This is a genomic window from Bradyrhizobium sp. WYCCWR 12699 (assembly GCF_032144035.1).
Classification (GTDB): domain Bacteria; phylum Pseudomonadota; class Alphaproteobacteria; order Rhizobiales; family Xanthobacteraceae; genus Bradyrhizobium.
Genome location: NZ_JAVTJN010000030.1, coordinates 634,999 through 653,027 on the forward strand (window position 1 = coordinate 634,999; position 18,029 = coordinate 653,027).

General features: G+C 64.9%; 16 protein-coding genes. 6 read left to right on the top strand and 10 right to left on the bottom strand.

The window, feature by feature from the left end:
• Window positions 1–94 precede the first annotated feature (94 nt).
• The gene (locus RPS27_RS13730; RefSeq protein ID WP_212064889.1) at window positions 95–691 is read left to right on the top strand and encodes a glutathione S-transferase family protein; all 597 of its coding nucleotides are present in this window, start codon (window positions 95–97) and stop codon (window positions 689–691) included.
• A gap of 10 nt (window positions 692–701) precedes the next feature.
• Here the strand turns inward: RPS27_RS13730 and RPS27_RS13735 are convergent, their stop codons facing one another.
• The 4 genes from RPS27_RS13735 to fabA all read right to left on the bottom strand — a co-directional run bounded on the left by RPS27_RS13735 (window position 702) and on the right by fabA (window position 5,551).
• On the bottom strand, window positions 702–2,639 hold the full coding sequence (locus RPS27_RS13735) for an autotransporter outer membrane beta-barrel domain-containing protein (RefSeq protein WP_212065222.1): 1,938 nt from the start codon (window positions 2,637–2,639) through the stop codon (window positions 702–704).
• Window positions 2,640–2,815: 176 nt separating this feature from the next.
• Window positions 2,816–3,616: an enoyl-ACP reductase FabI gene (fabI, locus tag RPS27_RS13740; protein WP_194408112.1), complete on the bottom strand. Its 801-nt coding sequence runs from the start codon at window positions 3,614–3,616 to the stop codon at window positions 2,816–2,818.
• A gap of 137 nt (window positions 3,617–3,753) precedes the next feature.
• Window positions 3,754–4,977, bottom strand: coding sequence for a beta-ketoacyl-ACP synthase I (gene fabB, locus RPS27_RS13745; protein ID WP_211415310.1), 1,224 nt, complete (start codon window positions 4,975–4,977; stop codon window positions 3,754–3,756).
• A gap of 52 nt (window positions 4,978–5,029) precedes the next feature.
• Entirely contained in the window at window positions 5,030–5,551 is a 522-nt protein-coding gene (fabA, locus tag RPS27_RS13750) for a bifunctional 3-hydroxydecanoyl-ACP dehydratase/trans-2-decenoyl-ACP isomerase (RefSeq protein WP_092289360.1), read from the bottom strand.
• A 373-nt stretch (window positions 5,552–5,924) separates the two neighbouring features.
• Between fabA and irrA the strand changes: the two genes are divergently transcribed.
• On the top strand, window positions 5,925–6,416 hold the full coding sequence (gene irrA, locus RPS27_RS13755; RefSeq protein ID WP_008131763.1) for an iron response transcriptional regulator IrrA: 492 nt from the start codon (window positions 5,925–5,927) through the stop codon (window positions 6,414–6,416).
• A gap of 143 nt (window positions 6,417–6,559) precedes the next feature.
• On the opposite strand, the gene RPS27_RS13760 is transcribed toward irrA, so the two are convergent.
• On the bottom strand, window positions 6,560–7,090 hold the full coding sequence (locus tag RPS27_RS13760; protein WP_211415309.1) for an SH3 domain-containing protein: 531 nt from the start codon (window positions 7,088–7,090) through the stop codon (window positions 6,560–6,562).
• A gap of 322 nt (window positions 7,091–7,412) precedes the next feature.
• On the opposite strand from RPS27_RS13760, the gene RPS27_RS13765 reads away from it, so the two are divergent.
• On the top strand, window positions 7,413–8,414 hold the full coding sequence (locus tag RPS27_RS13765; RefSeq protein ID WP_194405153.1) for a 2-hydroxyacid dehydrogenase: 1,002 nt from the start codon (window positions 7,413–7,415) through the stop codon (window positions 8,412–8,414).
• Window positions 8,415–8,418: 4 nt separating this feature from the next.
• Here the strand turns inward: RPS27_RS13765 and RPS27_RS13770 are convergent, their stop codons facing one another.
• Window positions 8,419–9,330, bottom strand: a complete 912-nt coding sequence (locus tag RPS27_RS13770) for a LysR family transcriptional regulator (protein ID WP_212064888.1) — start codon at window positions 9,328–9,330, stop codon at window positions 8,419–8,421.
• Between the two features lie 115 nt (window positions 9,331–9,445).
• Here RPS27_RS13770 and RPS27_RS13775 point away from each other — a divergent pair, with 115 nt between their 5' ends.
• Window positions 9,446–10,453, top strand: coding sequence for an aldo/keto reductase (locus RPS27_RS13775; RefSeq protein WP_212064887.1), 1,008 nt, complete (start codon window positions 9,446–9,448; stop codon window positions 10,451–10,453).
• 9 nt (window positions 10,454–10,462) lie between these two features.
• Here the strand turns inward: RPS27_RS13775 and RPS27_RS13780 are convergent, their stop codons facing one another.
• Window positions 10,463–11,266: a HesA/MoeB/ThiF family protein gene (locus RPS27_RS13780; protein ID WP_194405156.1), complete on the bottom strand. Its 804-nt coding sequence runs from the start codon at window positions 11,264–11,266 to the stop codon at window positions 10,463–10,465.
• Window positions 11,267–11,481: 215 nt separating this feature from the next.
• On the opposite strand from RPS27_RS13780, the gene RPS27_RS13785 reads away from it, so the two are divergent.
• Window positions 11,482–12,840 carry a peptidoglycan-binding protein gene (locus RPS27_RS13785; RefSeq protein WP_212064886.1) on the top strand — a complete coding sequence of 453 codons (1,359 nt, stop codon included), beginning with the start codon at window positions 11,482–11,484 and terminating at the stop codon, window positions 12,838–12,840.
• Between the two features lie 81 nt (window positions 12,841–12,921).
• Here the strand turns inward: RPS27_RS13785 and RPS27_RS13790 are convergent, their stop codons facing one another.
• Both RPS27_RS13790 and ggt read right to left on the bottom strand, forming a co-directional pair.
• A complete protein-coding gene (locus RPS27_RS13790; protein WP_249131358.1) occupies window positions 12,922–13,860 on the bottom strand; it encodes a sensor histidine kinase in 939 nt (312 codons plus the stop codon).
• A gap of 417 nt (window positions 13,861–14,277) precedes the next feature.
• Window positions 14,278–15,957, bottom strand: coding sequence for a gamma-glutamyltransferase (gene ggt / locus RPS27_RS13795; RefSeq protein WP_212064884.1), 1,680 nt, complete (start codon window positions 15,955–15,957; stop codon window positions 14,278–14,280).
• A 236-nt stretch (window positions 15,958–16,193) separates the two neighbouring features.
• Here ggt and RPS27_RS13800 point away from each other — a divergent pair, with 236 nt between their 5' ends.
• Window positions 16,194–16,937 carry a ParA family protein gene (locus tag RPS27_RS13800; RefSeq protein WP_212064883.1) on the top strand — a complete coding sequence of 248 codons (744 nt, stop codon included), beginning with the start codon at window positions 16,194–16,196 and terminating at the stop codon, window positions 16,935–16,937.
• A gap of 132 nt (window positions 16,938–17,069) precedes the next feature.
• Here the strand turns inward: RPS27_RS13800 and mutM are convergent, their stop codons facing one another.
• Window positions 17,070–17,969, bottom strand: a complete 900-nt coding sequence (gene mutM / locus RPS27_RS13805) for a bifunctional DNA-formamidopyrimidine glycosylase/DNA-(apurinic or apyrimidinic site) lyase (protein WP_211415298.1) — start codon at window positions 17,967–17,969, stop codon at window positions 17,070–17,072.
• Window positions 17,970–18,029 lie beyond the last annotated feature (60 nt).

Consider the following 18,029-nt stretch of genomic DNA (forward strand, 5'->3'; position numbering starts at 1 on the left):
CGGCTTCTACCCCCGCGTAGTGCGTTGCGAATGCGCTGCAAACGCGGCATGAATTGCGCGCCACCCGCCCCTCGCCGATGGAAGGTTCCGCGCCATGATCAAGCTCTATTGGTCGCCCCGCTCGCGCTCGTTCACGACGCTTTGGCTGATGGAGGAGAGCGGCCTGCCCTATGAGCGCGTGCTGACCGACATCTCGACCGGCGCGCAGAAGGCGCCGGACTATCTGAAGATCAACCCGATGGGCAAGGTGCCGGCGCTGACCGACGGCGATGCCGCGCTCGGCGAAGCCGCCGCGATCTGCGCCTACATCGCCGACCGCTATCCCGAGACCAAGCTTGCGCCGGGGGTGACCGATCCACGCCGCGCGCGCTATCTGCAATGGTTGTTCTTCTCGCCGGGCTGCATCGAGCCCGCCATCATCCAGATCTTCACCAAGATCGAGATTCCGACCTCGACCGCGGCCTGGGGCAGCGCCACGCAGGTGTTCGACGTGCTGGAGACTGCGCTCGCCAAGGGACCGTGGATTCTCGGCGAGGATTTTTCGGCCGCCGACGTCACGATCGGCTCGGGCCTGAATTTCGCGGTGCGCCAGTTCAAGATGGTGCCGACGCGTCCCGCCTTCGACGCCTATCTGGCGCGCTGCACCGCGCGGCCGGCGTTCCAGCGCGCGGAGAAGATCGCGGCGGGGTGAGACGGCGCGCTTACAATTTGATCTTGAGGACGGCGAGCCCGGACTGCTGCAGCAGTCCGGAGGACGTCATCGCAACACCGTAGCGGATGCCGAGATCGAACCCCTTGCCGTCCGCCGCGACGAGGCCCAGCGCGGTCGAGTAGATCCAGGGCGACAACACAAGACCGTTGGTAACGAAGCTCTCGCCACCGCCGGCAAACGCCGATTTGATCTGCAATCCCTGGTTCAACGTGTTGTAGCCGACGCCGACATCGCCTGTGAGATGGACCTGCTTCGCGATCCGGTACGCGCTCTTAAGCCCTGCCGTCACTGTCAGTTCGCGATAGGTTTGTGAATCCACATGGAGACTGAAGCCGCCCGCGCCGCGTTCCTGATAGGCGGGCGAGCGCACATGCCCATAGTCCAGCCGCAATGACGGGGCGATCGCAAGTCCGGGCTCGATTGGAATCAGCTTGCGAATGCCGGCGCCCGCATGACCGCTATAGGAGCGATAGCCGGCGCCAGCCGTGCCGTTGACGAAGGTCAGCGAACGGCTCTCGCTGCTGTCATTCAGCGCGCCGTCGAGCTGGCCGTCGAGCTGAATGCCATGGCCGAGGGCGTAGGCCCCGTAGAGACCCGCCTGATAGGAATCGATGGCGAGCCGGTTCGGGACGGCATCGTCGCTGCCGGTGATGGCTTGATGCGAATAGGCGAGCACGCCGCCGAGCATCGCGCGCGGCGAGATCTTCGCATCGGCACCGAGGGCCATGCCGCCGCCGGTCGCGTTATAACCGGGCACGCCGTCGACGCTTGCCTGCCGAATGCTGCCGCCGAGCGGCTTCATCCAAAGATTCCGTTCAGCCGCAACGCCCGTATTCAGTCCGAGCACATCGTCCAGTCGCCCCGTCATCGCCTGCTGAAACACGCGCTGCGTGGCGTAGGTCGCCTGCGATGCCGCGCCCGTTATAACCGGCAAGGTCTGGTTGACCGCGTTGACGAGACCGGATCCGTTGAGATTGTCGAGCGCGGTGAAGCCGGTTGCCATGCTGCCGCTCCAGCCGAGCGATGTCGCCGACAGGCGATACAGCATGTCGGCCGCACCCAATCCCGCGCGGCTGTTCTGGGCCTGAAGCGTCTCGGCATAGGGGCGCACCAGGGAGAGATAGGCGACGCCGCCGGTCGGATTGCCCGAGAGATCGTAGGTGCTGACGAGCATCTGCGCGCCCGAGGCGTCGCCGCTGGCGGAGCCGTAGAGGCTGGCGAGCGTGCCGCGCGAGAGCGTGTTGAAGAGCACGTTGCCCTCCGGCGTCACGGATCCCAGCAGCGTGAAGTTGGCCGCATTGCTGCCCGCGGGCGCGACGCCCGCGCCCCAGAAATATCCGTTCTGGTAATTCGTGATGACGAAGCGGCCGGGCGCGGAGGTGCCGAACAACGAATTGCTGGTAATCCGCCACGGCGTGCCTGAGGTCCACGCCCATTGCGGGACCGAGTTGGCGGGAACGGGCTGCGAAGCCGGCGGCGTGAACGTCGCGGGATCGTAGGGCAGCATATAGGCCCAATGCGTCACCAGCAGGCTGTCGCCCGTGATCATCTGCATTTCCATCGCGGTCACGCCGTTGATGGTTCTCATATGACCGAGGCCGACCGTCACCGCGCCGCCCGATGTCGGCGTGAACTGCATCGTGATCTGGCCCGCGGTCGTGACGAAGCCCTGGATGGTCGAGGTGTCGGTCAGCAGCGCCGGCCCGAGCTTGAGCTGCGCCACGCTCGTTCCCGTGAACGAGCCGTTGGTCGCGGTCGCCAGCGACCACAGGGTCTGGTCGCCGATCGGAATCGGATTGGAGAAGCCGGTCTTGGGCGCAGCATAGGCCAGCAGCTGCGCCGTCGGGACGTACCAATTCGTGTTGGAGAGGGTCGTGTCCCAGATCGTCGATTGTGCCAGCGCGTGCGAGCCGCCGCACAGCAGCATCGCGCCGGCAACGGACGCCAGCGCGCTCGCGCGACACACCGCATGCAGCCTTATCGCATGCCGCCTTGGCACGATCACTCCTCCCGAACCGCAGGGAAAACGACCCTGAGGCGCCACCGGGGAGCAGCAAGCATAATTCTGTGGGCGAGTCAGCCCCATGATCGTGGGGCGCGAAGCTACTCCGGAGACTTCAAATCATCCGGCCGCGGCATCAGCACGATGTTGTAGCCGGAATCGACATAGTGGATCTCGCCGGTGACGCCGCCGGAGAGATCCGACAAGAGATACAGCGCCGAGCCGCCGAGCTCGTCGAGCGTGACGCCGCGGCGGAGCGGCGAATGCTTCTGCATGAACGCGAACATCGCGCGCGCCTCGCCGATGCCGGAGCCGGCGAGCGTACGGATCGGACCTGCGGAGATCGCGTTGACGCGGATGCCGCGCGGCCCGAAATCCGAGGCGAGATAACGCACCGAGGCTTCCAGCGCAGCCTTGGCGACGCCCATCACGTTGTAGTTCGGCATCGCGCGCTCCGAAGCGCCGAAGGTCAGCGTGATCATGCTGCCGCCCTCATTCATCAGCTCGGCGGCGCGCTTTGCGACTTCCGTGAAGGAGAAGCAGGAGATCACCATGGTGCGCGAGAAATTCTCGCGGCTGGTGTCGGCGTAGCGGCCTTTCAGCTCGTTCTTGTCGGCGAAGCCGATCGCGTGGATGACGAAGTCGAGCTTGCCCCATTTTTCGCGAAGCGCCGCGAAGGTGGCATCGACGCTGGCGATGTCCTCCACGTCGCAAGGCAGCACCAGATCGACACCAAGCTGCTCGGCCAGCGGCTTGACGCGCTTGCCGAGGGCCTCGCCCTGGAAGGTGAAGGCAAGCTCGGCACCGTGCGCATGCAACGTCTTCGCCATGCCCCAGGCGATCGAATGATCATTGGCGATGCCCATGATCAGACCGCGCTTGCCTTTCATCAAACCTTCCATCTCAAGACCACCTTCCGCTTTCGTCATGCCCGGGCTTGTCCCGGGCATCCACGCCCTTCGGAGCCTGAGGCCAAGACGTGGATGGCCGGGACGAGCCCGGCCATGACGAGAAAATCAACGGTGCACCAACAAGGACGTCACACATCCATCCGGCTGAACACCAGCGTGGCGTTGGTGCCGCCGAAGCCGAAGGAGTTCGACAGCACGGTGCCGATTTTGACGTTGTCGATGCGCTTGCGCACGATCGGCATGTCGGCGAACACAGGATCGAGCTCCTGGATATGGGCGCTCTCGCAGATGAAGCCGTTGTTCATCATCAGCAGCGAGTAGATCGCCTCCTGCACGCCGGTGGCTCCCAGCGAGTGGCCGGTCAGCGCCTTGGTTGCCGAGATCGGCGGGCACTTCTCGCCGGCGCCGAACACCCGACGCAGCGCGTCGATCTCCGGCGGATCGCCGGCCGGCGTCGAGGTCGCGTGCGGATTGATGTAGTCCACCTTGGTCTTCACCGTCGACATCGCCATGCGCATGCAGCGCTCGGCGCCTTCACCCGATGGCGCGACCATGTCGTAGCCGTCCGAGGTTGCGCCATAGCCGACGATCTCGCCGTAAATGCGCGCGCCGCGCGCCTTGGCATGCTCGAGCTCCTCCAGCACGAGGACTCCCGCGCCACCGGCGATGACGAAGCCGTCGCGGTTGACGTCGTAGGGACGCGAGGCCGTGGCAGGCGTGTCGTTGTATTTCGAGGACATCGCGCCCATGGCGTCGAACAGCACGGACAGCGACCAGTCCAGCTCCTCGCAGCCGCCGGCGAAGATGACGTCCTGCTTGCCGATCTGGATCGTCTCATAGGCATTCCCGACGCAATGGTTCGACGTCGCGCAGGCCGAGGAGATCGAGTAGTTCACGCCCTTGATCTTGAACCAGGTCGCAAGCGTCGCGGAGGCCGTGGACGACATCGCCTTCGGCACCGCAAACGGTCCGACGCGCTTCGGCCCCTTGGTGCGGGTGATGTCGGCGGATTCGACGATGGTGCGGGCGGACGGACCGCCGGAGCCCATGATGATGCCGGTGCGGATGTTGGAGACTTCGTCGGGCGACAGACCGGAATCCTGGATCGCCTGCTCCATCGCGACGTGATTCCACGCCGCGCCCTGACCGAGGAAACGCATGGCGCGGCGGTCGACCACAGTCGCGGGATCGAGCGTCGGCGCGCCTTGCACCTGCGAACGAAAGCCGAGCTCGGCATATTTCTCAGCCCGAGAAATGCCCGACTTCGCCTCGTGAAGGCTCGCAAGCACTTCCTGGGTGTTGTTTCCGATCGACGAGACGATGCCCATCCCGGTGACCACAACCCGCCTCATGACAGCCTCGCCCTGCTCGTTATCTTCTCGTTCTCTTCGTGGTGAATGCGCGTTAGCCCAGGCTCGTGCCCTGCTTGAACAGACCGACCTTCAGGTCCTTGGCGCGATAAATAATCTGGTCGTCGACCGAAAGCCACCCGTCGGCAATACCGAGCACCAGCTTTGAACGCATCACGCGTTTGATATCGACGTTGTACACAACCTTGCGTGCCTCGGGCAGCACCTGGCCGCTGAACTTCAGCTCGTTCAGGCCGAGCGCGCGACCACGACCTTCACCCCCGGTCCAGCCCAGGTAGAAGCCGACCATCTGCCACAGCGCGTCGAGGCCGAGGCAGCCGGGCATCACCGGATCGTTCTTGAAATGGCAGCCGAAGAACCAGAGGTCGGGCTTCACGTCGAGCTCGGCGCGCACCAGCCCCTTGCCGAACTCGCCGCCATTGTCGTTGATCTCGGTGATGCGATCGAACATCAGCATCGGCGGCAGCGGCAACTGGGCATTGCCCGGACCGAACATCTCGCCGCGGGCACAGGCCAGCAGATCTTCGTATTCGTAACCGTTGCGCCTGTTCAGCATGGACGAGCCTCTGTTTGAATTCCGGTTGAGCGGCGTTTTTTGGCGAAAATGGGCCCCGTCTCGGTCGGAGAGCAACGCCAATTGCCACCGTCAGGCGCAGCTCCCGCATGCCCCGGATGGACTGCCGGCCGGGCCTCCATGCCCGGCTGCGCCAAAATCGGCTAAGCGGAACCGCGGGCTCTCTAACACAGGCCATTTCCGGTGGCAAAGTGCATCCATGAAGGTAAAATGACGCGATGTCGGCCCGGTTCCAAGATTGATGAGAACCTTCAAGGCTGATTAGAACCTCTCTAGTTGCGAGAAACTTGCATCTGCATCTTTCTGTTCTTATATTGCAGAGAGATATTTGTTCACGCGTGCCCGAAATCTGGAAATGAGCGAGAATACTGCGCCCCATCACGACGACGACGTCCACGCTGCGGCCCTCTTGTCCGGCCGTCAGCCGGCTTTGACCGGCTGTCCCTGGCACGACGTCAACGAAATGCTCCAGTCCGCCGGGCTTCGTCCGACGCGCCAGCGCATGGCGCTCGGCTGGTTGTTGTTCGGCAAGGGTGCACGCCACCTGACGGCTGAAATGCTCTACGAGGAAGCGACCCTGGCCAAGGTCCCGGTGTCGCTGGCCACCGTCTACAACACGCTGAACCAGCTCACCGATGCCGGCCTGCTCCGGCAGGTCAGCGTCGACGGCACCAAGACCTATTTCGACACCAACGTCACCACCCACCACCACTACTACCTCGAGAACAGCCATGAGCTGGTCGACATCGAGGATCCGCATCTGGCGCTGTCCAAGATGCCGGAGGTGCCCGAGGGCTACGAGATTGCGCGCATCGACATGGTCGTGCGCCTGCGCAAGAAGCGCTGAGATCGATCCGAACTGCTGAATTCGTCGTCATGGCCGGGCTTGTCCCGGCCATCCGTGTTTTTGGGCCGAACGTGGAAGTCCGTGGATGCCCGGGACAAGCCCGGGCATGACGGTGGAGCGGCAGCTCGCCCCGCCCTCGAACGTCAGTTCACCTGCTCGTCCGAGTACACGCCCCAGAGGCGCTCCTGCTGGATCCAGCCGTCGAAGCCGTTGCCGGTGACGCGGCACCAGTTTGCAGTGCACTTCTTCACCTGCGTGACGACGCCGGCCTGGAGCTTTGCTGCAACCGCGCTGTCGAGATCGGCACGATCGTAGATCGGGGCGAGATCGTCCTTGTGCTTCATGGTGACCACCGCGGTGCGGCGGCCCGACAGCAGCGAATGATAGACCCAGCCCTCGGCGCCCTCGGAATCGCGCACGCGGCGCCAATTCTCGAACTCGGCGGTAATTTCGACCGGCAGGCCGGCACGGGTGTAGACCCAGGCCACGTCATTGTCCTTGGTCGGGCCGGCGCGAACATTGACGTGATCCGACTTGAGGCTGACGTAACGCGGCACCGGCAGGCCGCTCGCGGTCTGCGGGGTATTATCCTTGGCCGAATGCGAGGGACCGACCGAGGCGCTCCACCAGGTGCAAACGAGCGCCATCACCGAACAAAAACGCCCCAACGCCATCAACCCGTCTCCTGTCGAGGACCCGGCCTTGCCGGACCCTCACCCCAAATCCAAATCCTGCCGCGTCGATCCCGACCCGCCCCACGCGGGTGTTCCCCAAGCCTGGCCCGTGGTTCTTGTCTTGGCCCGGCCTTCTGCTAGAGAGGACGGGCACTTGAACAACCAGTTTGCCCCGATTTTCCGGCCGGAAATCTCGGGAGAGCTTGAAGGAAACGCCGGGGACGGACACGGCAAGGGCAGTGTCGAACAACCGGGTTAATGAGGCCTCAACGACCAGCCTTTGGCGACAGGGGCGGCCTGCGACGCCTCATGAGAGCAGGACATGTCGGTGAAGAAAAAGCCCCTCGTCGTGGTGACGCGCAAGCTGCCGGATTCGATCGAGACGCGGATGCGCGAATTGTTCGACGCGCGGATCAATCTCGAGGACACGCCGATGTCCGCCGAACAGATCGCCGAAGCCGCGCGCACCGCCGACGTGCTGGTTCCGACGGTGACCGACCATATCAGCGCCGACATCGTCAACCAGCCCGACTGCAAGCTGCGGCTGATCGCCAATTTCGGCAACGGCGTCGACAATATCGACGTCGAGGCCGCCCACGCGCGCGGCATCACCGTCACCAACACGCCGAAGGTTCTCACCGAGGACACCGCCGACATGACCATGGCGCTGATCCTCGCCGTGCCGAGGCGAATGATCGAAGGCGCCTCGATCCTGACCGAGGGAAAACCGTGGCCGGGCTGGTCGCCGACCTGGATGCTCGGCCACCGCATCGGCGGCAAGCGGCTCGGCATCATCGGCATGGGCCGCATCGGCCAGGCGGTGGCGCGCCGCGCCCGCGCCTTCGGCCTGCAGATCCACTATCACAACCGCCGTCCCGTCGCCCCGAAGATCGCCGAAGAACTCGGTGCGACCTATTGGGAAAGCCTCGACCAGATGCTGGCGCGGATGGACATCATCTCGGTGAACTGCCCGCACACGCCGGCGACCTATCATTTGCTCTCGGCGCGGCGGCTGAAGCTGATCCGCAAGGACGCCTATATCGTCAACACCGCGCGCGGCGAGGTCACCGACGAGGACACGCTGATCAAGCTGATCGAAGGCGGCGAGATCGCCGGCGCCGGCCTCGACGTCTACGAGCACGAGCCCGCGGTCAACCCGAAGCTGGTGCGGCTCGCCAAGGCCGGCAAGGTGACCTTGATGCCGCATATGGGCTCGGCCACGATCGAGGGCCGTGTCGAGATGGGCGAGAAGGTGATCATCAACATCCGCACCTTCCTCGACGCCCACAAGCCGCCGGATCGCGTGCTGCCGAGCATGCTGTGAGAGCCTATTTGCCTCGCGCTTCGCACTTGCGCCAGTCGGCGACGAAATCGATGAAGGCGCGGAGCGCCGGCGGCGTTTGTCGCCGGCTCGGGTAATACAGGAACGGGCCCGGGAACGGCTCGCACCAATCTTCCATCAAGCTGACCAGCGCGCCGGTTTTCAGGGCGTCGCCGACATAGCCGTCGATCGTTGCCCAGATGCCGACGCCGTCGAGCACCGCGCGCATCGCAAGGTTCATGTTGGTCGAGATCAGCTTTGCGGGCGGATCGACCTTCACGACCTGGCCGGCTTTCTCGAACTCCAGATCGTGCATGACGCCGCTCGAGTAGCGCGCGCGGATGCAATCATGCTCGAGCAGATCCTTCGGATGTTTCGGCCGGCCGCGCCGCGCAAGATATGCAGGCGCTGCGACGACGACGTAGCTCTGCGGTCCGCTCAGCGGGATCGCAACCATGTCCTGCGCGAGATGCTCGCCATAGCGCACGCCGGCATCGTAGCCGGCACTGACGATGTCGACGAAGCCGCTCTCCGAGACGATGTCGAGATCGACCTGCGGATAGGCGCTCAGAAACGGCCCGACCATCGGCGCCAGCACGAGATCGACGGCCGGTGGCGGCGCGTTGATGCGCAGGCGTCCCGAGGCGACCTCGCGAAGGCCCCGGACCTGATCGAGCGCATCGCCGACATCGCGCAAGGCCGGCGCTACCCGCGACAGCAGCAACTCGCCCGCCTCGGTCAGGGCGACGCTGCGGGTGGTGCGGTTCATCAGGCGGACGCCAAGGCGTTCCTCCAGGTCCCGGAGCCGCTGGCTGAGGCTCGACACCGACACCCGCATTTCGACCGCCGCACGCCGGAAATTGCGGGTGCGGGCGACCGCCACGAAGACATCGAGATCGCGCAGATCAGGCTCAGGCATTGTTCGCTAATGTGAACAAGCTATTCTTGATTGTCCAGCTTATCGGCGCAATCGAGCCGGCGCATATCTCCCTCGTCACGCGGCGCAATCAGCCGCCTTTTCGAGGAGAGCCATCATGGAACAGCGCAAACTCGGTTCAGCCGGCCCCACCACCTCGGCCCTCGGCCTCGGCTGCATGGGCATGTCCGAGGTCTATGGCCCCACCGACCGCGGCGAAGCCATCGCCACGGTGCGTGCCGCGATCGAGGCCGGCATCACGCTGCTGGACACCGGCGATTTCTACGCGATGGGTCACAACGAAATGCTGGTGCGCGAGGCACTGAAGGAGGTCGCCCGCGACAAGGTGCAGATCAGCGTCAAGTACGGCGCGCTACGCGGTCCGGCCGGTGAGTTCGCCGGCATGGACACGAGGCCGGGCGCGACCAGGAACTTCCTCGCCTATTCGCTGCAACGTCTCGGCACCGACTATCTCGACATCTACCGTCCGGCGCGGCTCGATCCCAACGTCCCCATCGAGGAGACCATCGGCGGCCTCGCCGATCTCGTGAAGGCCGGATACATCAGGCATATCGGCCTGTCCGAGGTCGGCTCCGATACCATCCGCCGCGCGCATGCGGTGCATCCGATCGCAGACCTCCAGATCGAATATTCACTGATCGAGCGCGGCATCGAACGCGATATCCTCAAGACCTGCCGCGAGCTCGGCATCGGCATCACCGCTTACGGCGTGCTGGCGCGCGGACTGATCAGCGGCCATTGGACCAAGGACAGCGGCAAAGCCGGCAGAGACTACCGGCTGATGACGCCGCGCTTTCAGGGCGCCAACCTCGATGCCAATCTTGCGCTGGTGGAATCCCTCCGTGCGATCGCCACCGAGATCGGTGCAACGCCGGCGCAAGTCGCGATTGCCTGGGTGGCGGCGCAGGGCAAGGAGATCGTGCCGCTGGTCGGCGCACGAACCCGCAACCGTCTCACCGAAGCGCTCGGCGCGACCAGGTTCACGCTGACACAGGCGCATCTTGCGGCGCTGGCAAAAGCCTTCCCGCCGGATGTCGCTTCCGGCACGCGCTACGCCGCCGAACAGATGGCGCATCTCGACAGCGAGAAATTGGCCACGGCGTAATCCCGGCGATCAGCTGCGGTGGGCGCTGAGGTCGGCGACCACGGGCCCATCGCCGTTGAGCGGGTTGGCCGGATCGCGCCCATAGCGCAGCGTTTCGAAGCGCATCGCGCGCGCATCGATCATGAGGAGGCGGCCGACGAGGCCCTCGCCGAACCCGACGATCTCGCGGATCGCCTCCAGCGCCATCATCGAGCCGAGCACACCGGCGAGCGCCCCCATGACGCCGGCTTCCGCGCAGGCCGGCACGGTGCCGGGCGGCGGCGCCTCTGGAAACAGGCAGCGATAGGTCGGATTGAATTCACCCTGCTCGTTCCTCTCATGCGCGCGGATGGTGGTGAGCGAGCCGTCAAAGGTGCCGAGCGCGGCAGTAATCAGCGGCCGCTTCGCGAAGAAGCACGCGTCCGAGACCAGATAGCGCGTCGAAAAATTGTCGGAGCCGTCGAGCACGAGATCGTAGTCGCCGATCAGGCTGAGCGCGTTGTCGGCATTCAGCCAGGTAGCATGGCCGACGAAGCGGACATGCGGATTGAGCGCCGCGATCCGCTCGGCGGCGCTCTCGACCTTGTGCCGGCCGATGTCGGGCGTGGTGTGGATGACCTGGCGCTGCAGATTGGACAGCGACACCACGTCGTCGTCGACCACGCCGAGCGTGCCCACTCCGGCTGCGGCCAGATACATCAGAACGGGCGCGCCGAGGCCGCCGGCGCCGACGACCAGCACGGAGGCCTTTTTCAGCGCGGCCTGGCCCGGGCCGCCGACGTCGCGCAGCACGATATGGCGGGCATAGCGTTCGAGTTCGTCCGGGCTCAGCATCGCTTTCGTTCCTCTCACCCCTCATGGTGAGGAGGCGCGAAGCGCCATCTCGAACCATGCAGGCCCTGCTGCGGCAGCTCGGCCTTCATCCTTCGAGACGCCGCTTCCGCGGCTCCTCAGGATGAGGGTCAACAGCCTGAACCACCCCAACATTGTTCGCGACCAACGAGATGTGCTTCAATGGCATTGCGTTCAATGGGCTGGTTGGATTTGTCATGAGATCGATGCTTGCGGCAACCTTGATGTTTGCGGCTGCCACCGGCGCGCAGGCCCAGATGACGACGCCGCAGATCCCCGGCACCAAGCCGAAGACGGTGCAGACCGTGCCGATCCAGCCTCCGGCCATGCAGACGCCGGCGGCGACGGCGGATGCCATGGCGAAGGCCGAGCGGCTGGCGCTGCAATCCGACCTCGCCTGGGTCGGCCAGTACAACGGCGCCATCACCGGCGACGTCAGTGAGCGCATGGTCAACGCCATCAAGGAATACCAGAAGGCCAAGGGCGGCAAGCCGACCGGCGTGCTCAATCCGCAGGAGCGTGCCGCGCTCGCCGAGACGGCGCGAAAGAAGCAGGACGGCGTCGGCTGGAAGATCGTGACGGAGCCGACCAGCGGCGCCCGGCTCGGCATCCCCTCGAAACTGGTGCCACAGCAGGCAAGCGACGCCAACGGCTCGAAATGGGCCTCGCCGAGCGGAACCGTGCAGGTGCTGCTCAGCCGCCGCAAGGAGGCGAACCCGACCGCGGCAAAACTCGCGGAGCTGGAGAAGGAGCCGTCCGGACGCAAGGTCGATTACACCGTGGTGAAGCCCGACTTCTTCGTGCTGTCGGGCTTGCAGGGCCTGAAGAAGTTTTACGTACGGGGCACCTTCAAAGGAGATGAGGTCCGCACCATGACGATCCTCTACGACCAGGCGATGGAGAACACAGTCGAGCCGGTCGTGATCGCGATGTCGAGTGCGTTCAACGCGTTCCCGTCGGGACCGCAGGCCGGGCCGCCGCCGCGCAAGACCGTCGAATACGGCACCGGCATCGTCGTCAGCGACGACGGCGCGATTGTTGCCGACCGCCTCGTCACCGACAGCTGTCTCGCGATCACGATCGCCGGCCATGGCAGTGCCGACCGTCTGGCCGAAGACAAGGAGCGCGGCCTCGCGCTCCTGCACATCTACGGCGCCCGCGGCCTGAAGCCGTTGAGCCTTACTGGCGGCGCGGCAAAGACCAATGTGGATGTCGTCGGCATCGCCGATCCGCAGAGCCAGGGCGGCGCCGGCGGCGTGTCGATCATCAAGGCTGCGCTGGCGCCGGTCCCGAGCAGCGAGTCCATGCTGTCCCCGCCGCCGGCGGTCGGGTTTTCCGGTGCTCCGGCGATCGATGGCGACGGCAAGTTCGCCGGTATTGCGTTGTTGAAGCCGGCCATGGTGGCGGGACCTGCGACATCGGTTCCGGCCTCGCAGGCCGTGATGGTGTCCGCGGACGCCGTGCACGATTTCCTGAAGGCGAACAATGCCGCAGCCAACGGCACCTCGACGGACGCAAAGGCCGCCGTCGTGCGCGTGATCTGCGTCAGGAAATAGAGCGAGAGGTCATCATGCTCTCTCGTGTCCGATGCGGTGCGGCACGTGATGCGCTCCGCTCGGCCTCGCCCATGCAGAGTTTCACGCGATATTTTGCGAAGTCCCGAGATTCTCGAGGGGCGCCGTCAGACGACATTTGAGCCCGGACGAGCCGTAGGAAACATCGACGGAACCGCTGAAATCGTCTTTCAGCACGCGCGAAATAAGCCTGGAGCCGAAACCTGCGCCGACGGGCTCCGACACAAGCGGACCGTCAATCTCCTCCCAGACAAAAACGAATTTGGACTCGCCATCCTCAGTCTCGACCGTCCATGTGATGGATACACAGCCTCCCGCCACGGTCAGAGCGCCGTACTTCAAAGCGTTGGTCGCAAGCTCATGGAGCGCCAGGGACAGAGCAAGCGCTTGGCGAGACTTCACGACGAGTGGAGGACCCGACACCGTGAAGCGGCCTTCACCTGTCCGATAGGGTGCTAGAGCCGTGCGGATCACATCGTGGAGCGGCGCGGCCGCCCAGTTTGACGCGGTCAGCAGGTCCTGCGCGCGTCCAAAGGCGCCCAGCCGCGCCTGGTACTTTTCGAGGCTCGCTTTGCTCGTGGGATCGCGAAATGTCTGCGCAGCGACCGCGCTCAACACTGCAAGCGTATTCTTGACGCGGTGCTTCAGCTCCTCGTTGATGAGGTTGAGCGCTTCCCTTGCCATATGCTCGGACGTGACATCCCTGCAGACGACAAGCACGCCGCCAACCTCGCCTTCAAGATCGATGGGGCCGAAGCTATAGGTCCACCAAACGTCCTCGCGACGTCCGTGACGCGTGACCGGCACCAATTGGTCCTCATTCCAGGTCGCTCCCTTGCCGGACATGACGTACTCGATCTGAGGACCAATGATGTCCCAGATCTCAGCCCAGCACTCGCGGCCGCGGCTCCCCAAAGCGCTTGGGTGCCTTTCCGGCCCCATCGTCTCCCGGTATGCATCGTTGTAGAACTGGATGAGCTCCGGCCCCCACCAGATGAACATGGGGTGCCGCGAGGTCAGAACGAGCCGCACCGTGACCCTAAGACTTTGGGGCCAGCTTTCTGGAGCGCCCAGGGATGTGCTCGACCAGTCAAACGCTCGCGTCAAAGCGCCCAACTCGCCTCCGCCAGCCAAGAAGTCGCCGCCGATATCCCTGCCCATACGCACAGCCTTACTGAGACGTTGACAGACGCGCCTGCCGCCAGCCAGCCCCAGCATATACTGCCGGGCTCATGCCGTCATCCGCAGGGGATCGGGTCCGAGGTGACGTCGATGTGCACCGGCAAAGGCCATTGTTCGAATAATGCCGCGGCAGTCCGAGAACTGCCAAACGCTGGAACGAAGGCGATGCCGTCCGCAGGCGATTGGACGAGTTCAGTGGCCTCGACGGGCGAGCGAACCGTTCTTGTAATTTCCCGGTCAGCCCAACCTGAATCTGATGCCACTCCGCGCGAGACCACCCGATATCCCGACCGGCGTGCCGTCAGCACGCCAGCAGGCGGCCCCGGTCATGGTGCCGTCGTCGTCGAAAGCGATGCCGTTCATGCCGCCTGCGACCGTCGCAACGGGCTGGACCGCGTGACCGAGGCTTTCGAGCTTGGTGCGCACGCTCTCCGGCACCGTCTGCTCGACCTCGAGCGCGTTGCCCTCGGTCCAGACCCTGGGCGCCTCGACGGCCTCCTGCAGGCTCATGCCGTGGTCGATCAGATTGACCAGGGCCTGCATCGCACTCGGGAAGATGCGCTTGCCGCCGGGCAATCCGAGCGCATAGCGCAGCTTGCCACCCTTCAGCGCCATCATCGGCGACATCGAGGTCGTGACACGCTTGCCCGGCGCCAGCGAGAGCGCGTGGCCCGGTCGCGGATCGAACAGGTTCATGTAGTTGTTGGCAATGGCCCCTAAGCCCGGGATCATGATCTTGGCGCCGAACAGATTGTTGATGGTCTGCGTTGTCGCGACCACGTTTCCGAAAGCGTCCGCCGCCGTCATGTGCGTGGTGTGGGCACCTTCGAGCTGCGACACGCCGGCGCCCCAATTCTGCGCCCGCACGGGGTCGATGGCGCGCCGGCGCTCTTCAGCATAGGCTTTGGAGGTCAGTTTCTCCACGGGGACGCCGACATAATCGGGATCGCCGCTGGCCGCAGCGCGGTCGGCAAAGGCGATCTTCAGCACCTCGGCGAGATAGTGGATCGTCTCTGACGTGCCGAAGCCGAGGGCGCCGATGTCATAGCCCTCCAGGATGTTGAGCATCTGCGCAATGTGCACGCCGGACGCGGCGGGCGGCGGAGGACCAAGGATGGTCCAGCCGCGATAATCGGCGCGGATCGGCTGCCGCTCGACGGTCTTGTAAGCCGTGAGGTCATTGCGGCGGATGAAGCCGCCGCTCTTCTCCATGTAGTTGGCGAGGATATCGCCGAGCGGCCCTTCGTAGAGAGCTTTTTCGCCATGATCGGCGATATAGCGCAAGGTCTCCGCATATTCGGCCTGCACCACGCGCTCGCCGACCTTCAGCGGCTCGCCATCGGGCAGATAGATCGCCGCGATCGGCTTGTCCTTGCGCATCTCGACGGCGCTCTCGCTGATGCATTCATGCAAGTAGGGCGTCGCCGCATAGCCGCGGGCCGCATGTTTGATCGCGGGCTGCATCACGTCGGCGAGGCTCATGGTGCCAAACCGATGCAGGGTCTCGCACCAGGCCTTGAGCGAGCCCGGCACCGCGACGGCCTTCGGCCCGTTGAGGTTCTCGTTGCCGACGGTGTCGAACACGTCGTGGGCCGAGCCGGGCTTCGACGTATAGGTCGTGTCGCGAACGGCCGACGGGACGGTGCTCTGGCCATCGATGAAGCGGTGGCTACCGTCGGCCAGCCGGATATGCGCCATGCCGCCGCCGATGATGCCCACCATCATCGGCTCGACCACGGTCAGCGTGAACAAGGTCGCGATCGCGGCATCGATGGCGTTGCCGCCGGCGGCCAGCATCTCGGCGCCGGCGCTGGAGGCCAGGGGATGGTTGCTGACCACCATGCCGCGGCTCGAGACCGCCGGCATCTTCTGGCAGTCAAAGGTGGTTGTTGTCCGGTCGCGCCAGTTACCGCTCATCGCCTGCCCTTTCCATCACGGCGGCGAGCACATCACACGTACGAGTACTGGTCCAGTAATGGTACGGATTAGCTGGCATTCCCTATTCCGCCATCATCATGACTGCTGATTCGGACCTCCGCGATCCCCTTTGGATCGGGCCGGCACGTCCTGAGCGAGAAGAGCTCAGCATCGCAATTGATGCACGTTCGCGTGGCGTATTCCTGACCCAAGCACTCCAAAGGATTGACTTTCAAATGCACACGATCGTACTGGCCACCCAAAAGGGTGGCAGCGGCAAGAGCACGCTCGCCATCGGCCTCGCGCTCGCAGCCAAGCAGGCCGGCTTCACCGTCCGCCTGATCGAGACCGACCCGCAGGGTACCTTGTCCAACTGGCAGCGTCGCCGCACCGCCGACGATCTCGTCGTCGAGCCGATCTACCATGCCGCCGACATCGAGCCGCGCCTGAAGATGCTGGCTGACAGCGGCCTGCAGCTCGCGATCGTCGACACCGCCGCCGGTCTGTCCGCCGCCACCACCGCTGCGATCCGTCATTCCGACCTCTGCCTGATCCCGGCCCGCCCGAGCGTCGCCGACATCGAGGCGACCGTCTCCACCCTCAGCGTCGCGCGCGCCTGGAAGCGGCCCTACAGCTTCGTGCTGAACCAGACCCCGATCCGCGGCCAGCGCATCGATAACGCGGCCAACACGCTCGCCGAGGAAGCCGCACTCGATCTCGCTGACGTGCTGGCACGCCCACTGATCGTGATGCGCAATGATCACCAGGACTCGCTCGCGAGCGGCCTTGCGGTGAGCGAATTCGCGCCGAACGGCAAGTCCGCGGACGAGATCCGCGGCCTCTGGCGCTGGATCGAGACCCGGCTCGAGCTCGAAGCCACGACCAATGTCCTGATCGACCAGGTGATGTCGGCCGCAGACGGCATGCTGCACGTCGCTGCCGAGCTCGCGGCGGACGAGACCACGACTCTGGCGTCCTGAGCGGGGCGATCGCTCAGACGACCGTCGGCCCTTCGCCATCCGGAAGGGCCGAAGCGACGAAGCAATCCGGCCACCAGCCCGGCCGGATTGCTTCGCTTCGCGTTTGTGGGAAGACGCCTTCGTGCCCGACCATCACTTCTGACATTTCGGACACCAGAAGGTCGACCGGCCATTCTGGGTGAAACGCTTAATCGTGCCGCCGCAGCGCGGCGTGGTGCATTTCTCGCCCTCGCGGTCGTAGACTTTAAACGAATGCTGGAAATAGCCGAGCTCGCCGGAGGTCTGGCGATGATCGCGCAGGCTGGAGCCGCCGGCCTTGATGGCGTCGTTCAGCACGGTGTGGATCGCGCCGACCAGCCGCTTCGCATGATCGGTCGGCTCGCCCGCGCCGACGCCCTTGCGACCCTTGGTCGCGAGCGTCGCGGCGATCCGGCGTGGCGACAGATGCGAGCGATGCAGGGCTTCGCAGACATAGATGTTGCCGAGGCCTGCGACCACGCGCTGGTCGAGCAGTGCCGCCTTCAGGCTCGTGAGCTTGCCCGCGCAGGCCCCCGCCAGCATCGCGGCATCGAATTCGTTGCCGAGCGGCTCGGGGCCGAGCCCACGCAACAACGGCTCCTCATCGAGCGCACTGCGCGCGATCACTTTCATGTAACCGAAGCGGCGCGGATCGTTGAAGACGATATCCGCGCCGGAGGACATCCGAAACAGCACATGGTCGTGCGCCGAATCCTTGCCCTTCGGATAGTGAAACTCGCCCGGAGCGGCGTCGTTGTCCGGCTTGATGACGCGGAACGAGCCCGACATGCCCAGATGCATCAGGAGCACGTCACCGGAGGCGAGATCGGCCATGAGATATTTTGCGCGGCGGCCCAGTCCTGTGACGACCTGGCCCTGGAGCCGGGCCACGAAGTCCGGCTGGAACGGAAAGCGCAGGTCCGGCCGGCGAGCCTCCGCCTTGAGGATTTTCGCACCCTCCATGACGGGCTGAAGGCCGCGGCGGACGGTCTCGACTTCGGGCAATTCAGGCATGGTCAGGCATTCACCTTATGAGGGCGGTGTGATAGCGCCATTGCGGCGGGCGCGCTATGG

Excerpts from the sequence above, each read along its gene's own strand:
- RPS27_RS13730 (WP_212064889.1), top strand. The coding sequence starts at position 95 with ATGATCAAGCTCTATTGGTCGCCCCGCTCGCGCTCGTTCACGACGCTT.
- RPS27_RS13735 (WP_212065222.1), bottom strand. The coding sequence starts at position 2,639 with ATGCTGCTGTGCGGCGGCTCGCACGCGCTGGCACAATCGACGATCTGG.
- fabI (WP_194408112.1), bottom strand. The coding sequence starts at position 3,616 with ATGGAAGGTTTGATGAAAGGCAAGCGCGGTCTGATCATGGGCATCGCC.
- fabB (WP_211415310.1), bottom strand. The coding sequence starts at position 4,977 with ATGAGGCGGGTTGTGGTCACCGGGATGGGCATCGTCTCGTCGATCGGA.
- fabA (WP_092289360.1), bottom strand. The coding sequence starts at position 5,551 with ATGCTGAACAGGCGCAACGGTTACGAATACGAAGATCTGCTGGCCTGT.
- irrA (WP_008131763.1), top strand. The coding sequence starts at position 5,925 with ATGAGCGAGAATACTGCGCCCCATCACGACGACGACGTCCACGCTGCG.
- RPS27_RS13760 (WP_211415309.1), bottom strand. The coding sequence starts at position 7,090 with ATGGCGTTGGGGCGTTTTTGTTCGGTGATGGCGCTCGTTTGCACCTGG.
- RPS27_RS13765 (WP_194405153.1), top strand. The coding sequence starts at position 7,413 with ATGTCGGTGAAGAAAAAGCCCCTCGTCGTGGTGACGCGCAAGCTGCCG.
- RPS27_RS13770 (WP_212064888.1), bottom strand. The coding sequence starts at position 9,330 with ATGCCTGAGCCTGATCTGCGCGATCTCGATGTCTTCGTGGCGGTCGCC.
- RPS27_RS13775 (WP_212064887.1), top strand. The coding sequence starts at position 9,446 with ATGGAACAGCGCAAACTCGGTTCAGCCGGCCCCACCACCTCGGCCCTC.
- RPS27_RS13780 (WP_194405156.1), bottom strand. The coding sequence starts at position 11,266 with ATGCTGAGCCCGGACGAACTCGAACGCTATGCCCGCCATATCGTGCTG.
- RPS27_RS13785 (WP_212064886.1), top strand. The coding sequence starts at position 11,482 with ATGAGATCGATGCTTGCGGCAACCTTGATGTTTGCGGCTGCCACCGGC.
- RPS27_RS13790 (WP_249131358.1), bottom strand. The coding sequence starts at position 13,860 with ATGTTCATCTGGTGGGGGCCGGAGCTCATCCAGTTCTACAACGATGCA.
- ggt (WP_212064884.1), bottom strand. The coding sequence starts at position 15,957 with ATGAGCGGTAACTGGCGCGACCGGACAACAACCACCTTTGACTGCCAG.
- RPS27_RS13800 (WP_212064883.1), top strand. The coding sequence starts at position 16,194 with ATGCACACGATCGTACTGGCCACCCAAAAGGGTGGCAGCGGCAAGAGC.
- mutM (WP_211415298.1), bottom strand. The coding sequence starts at position 17,969 with ATGCCTGAATTGCCCGAAGTCGAGACCGTCCGCCGCGGCCTTCAGCCC.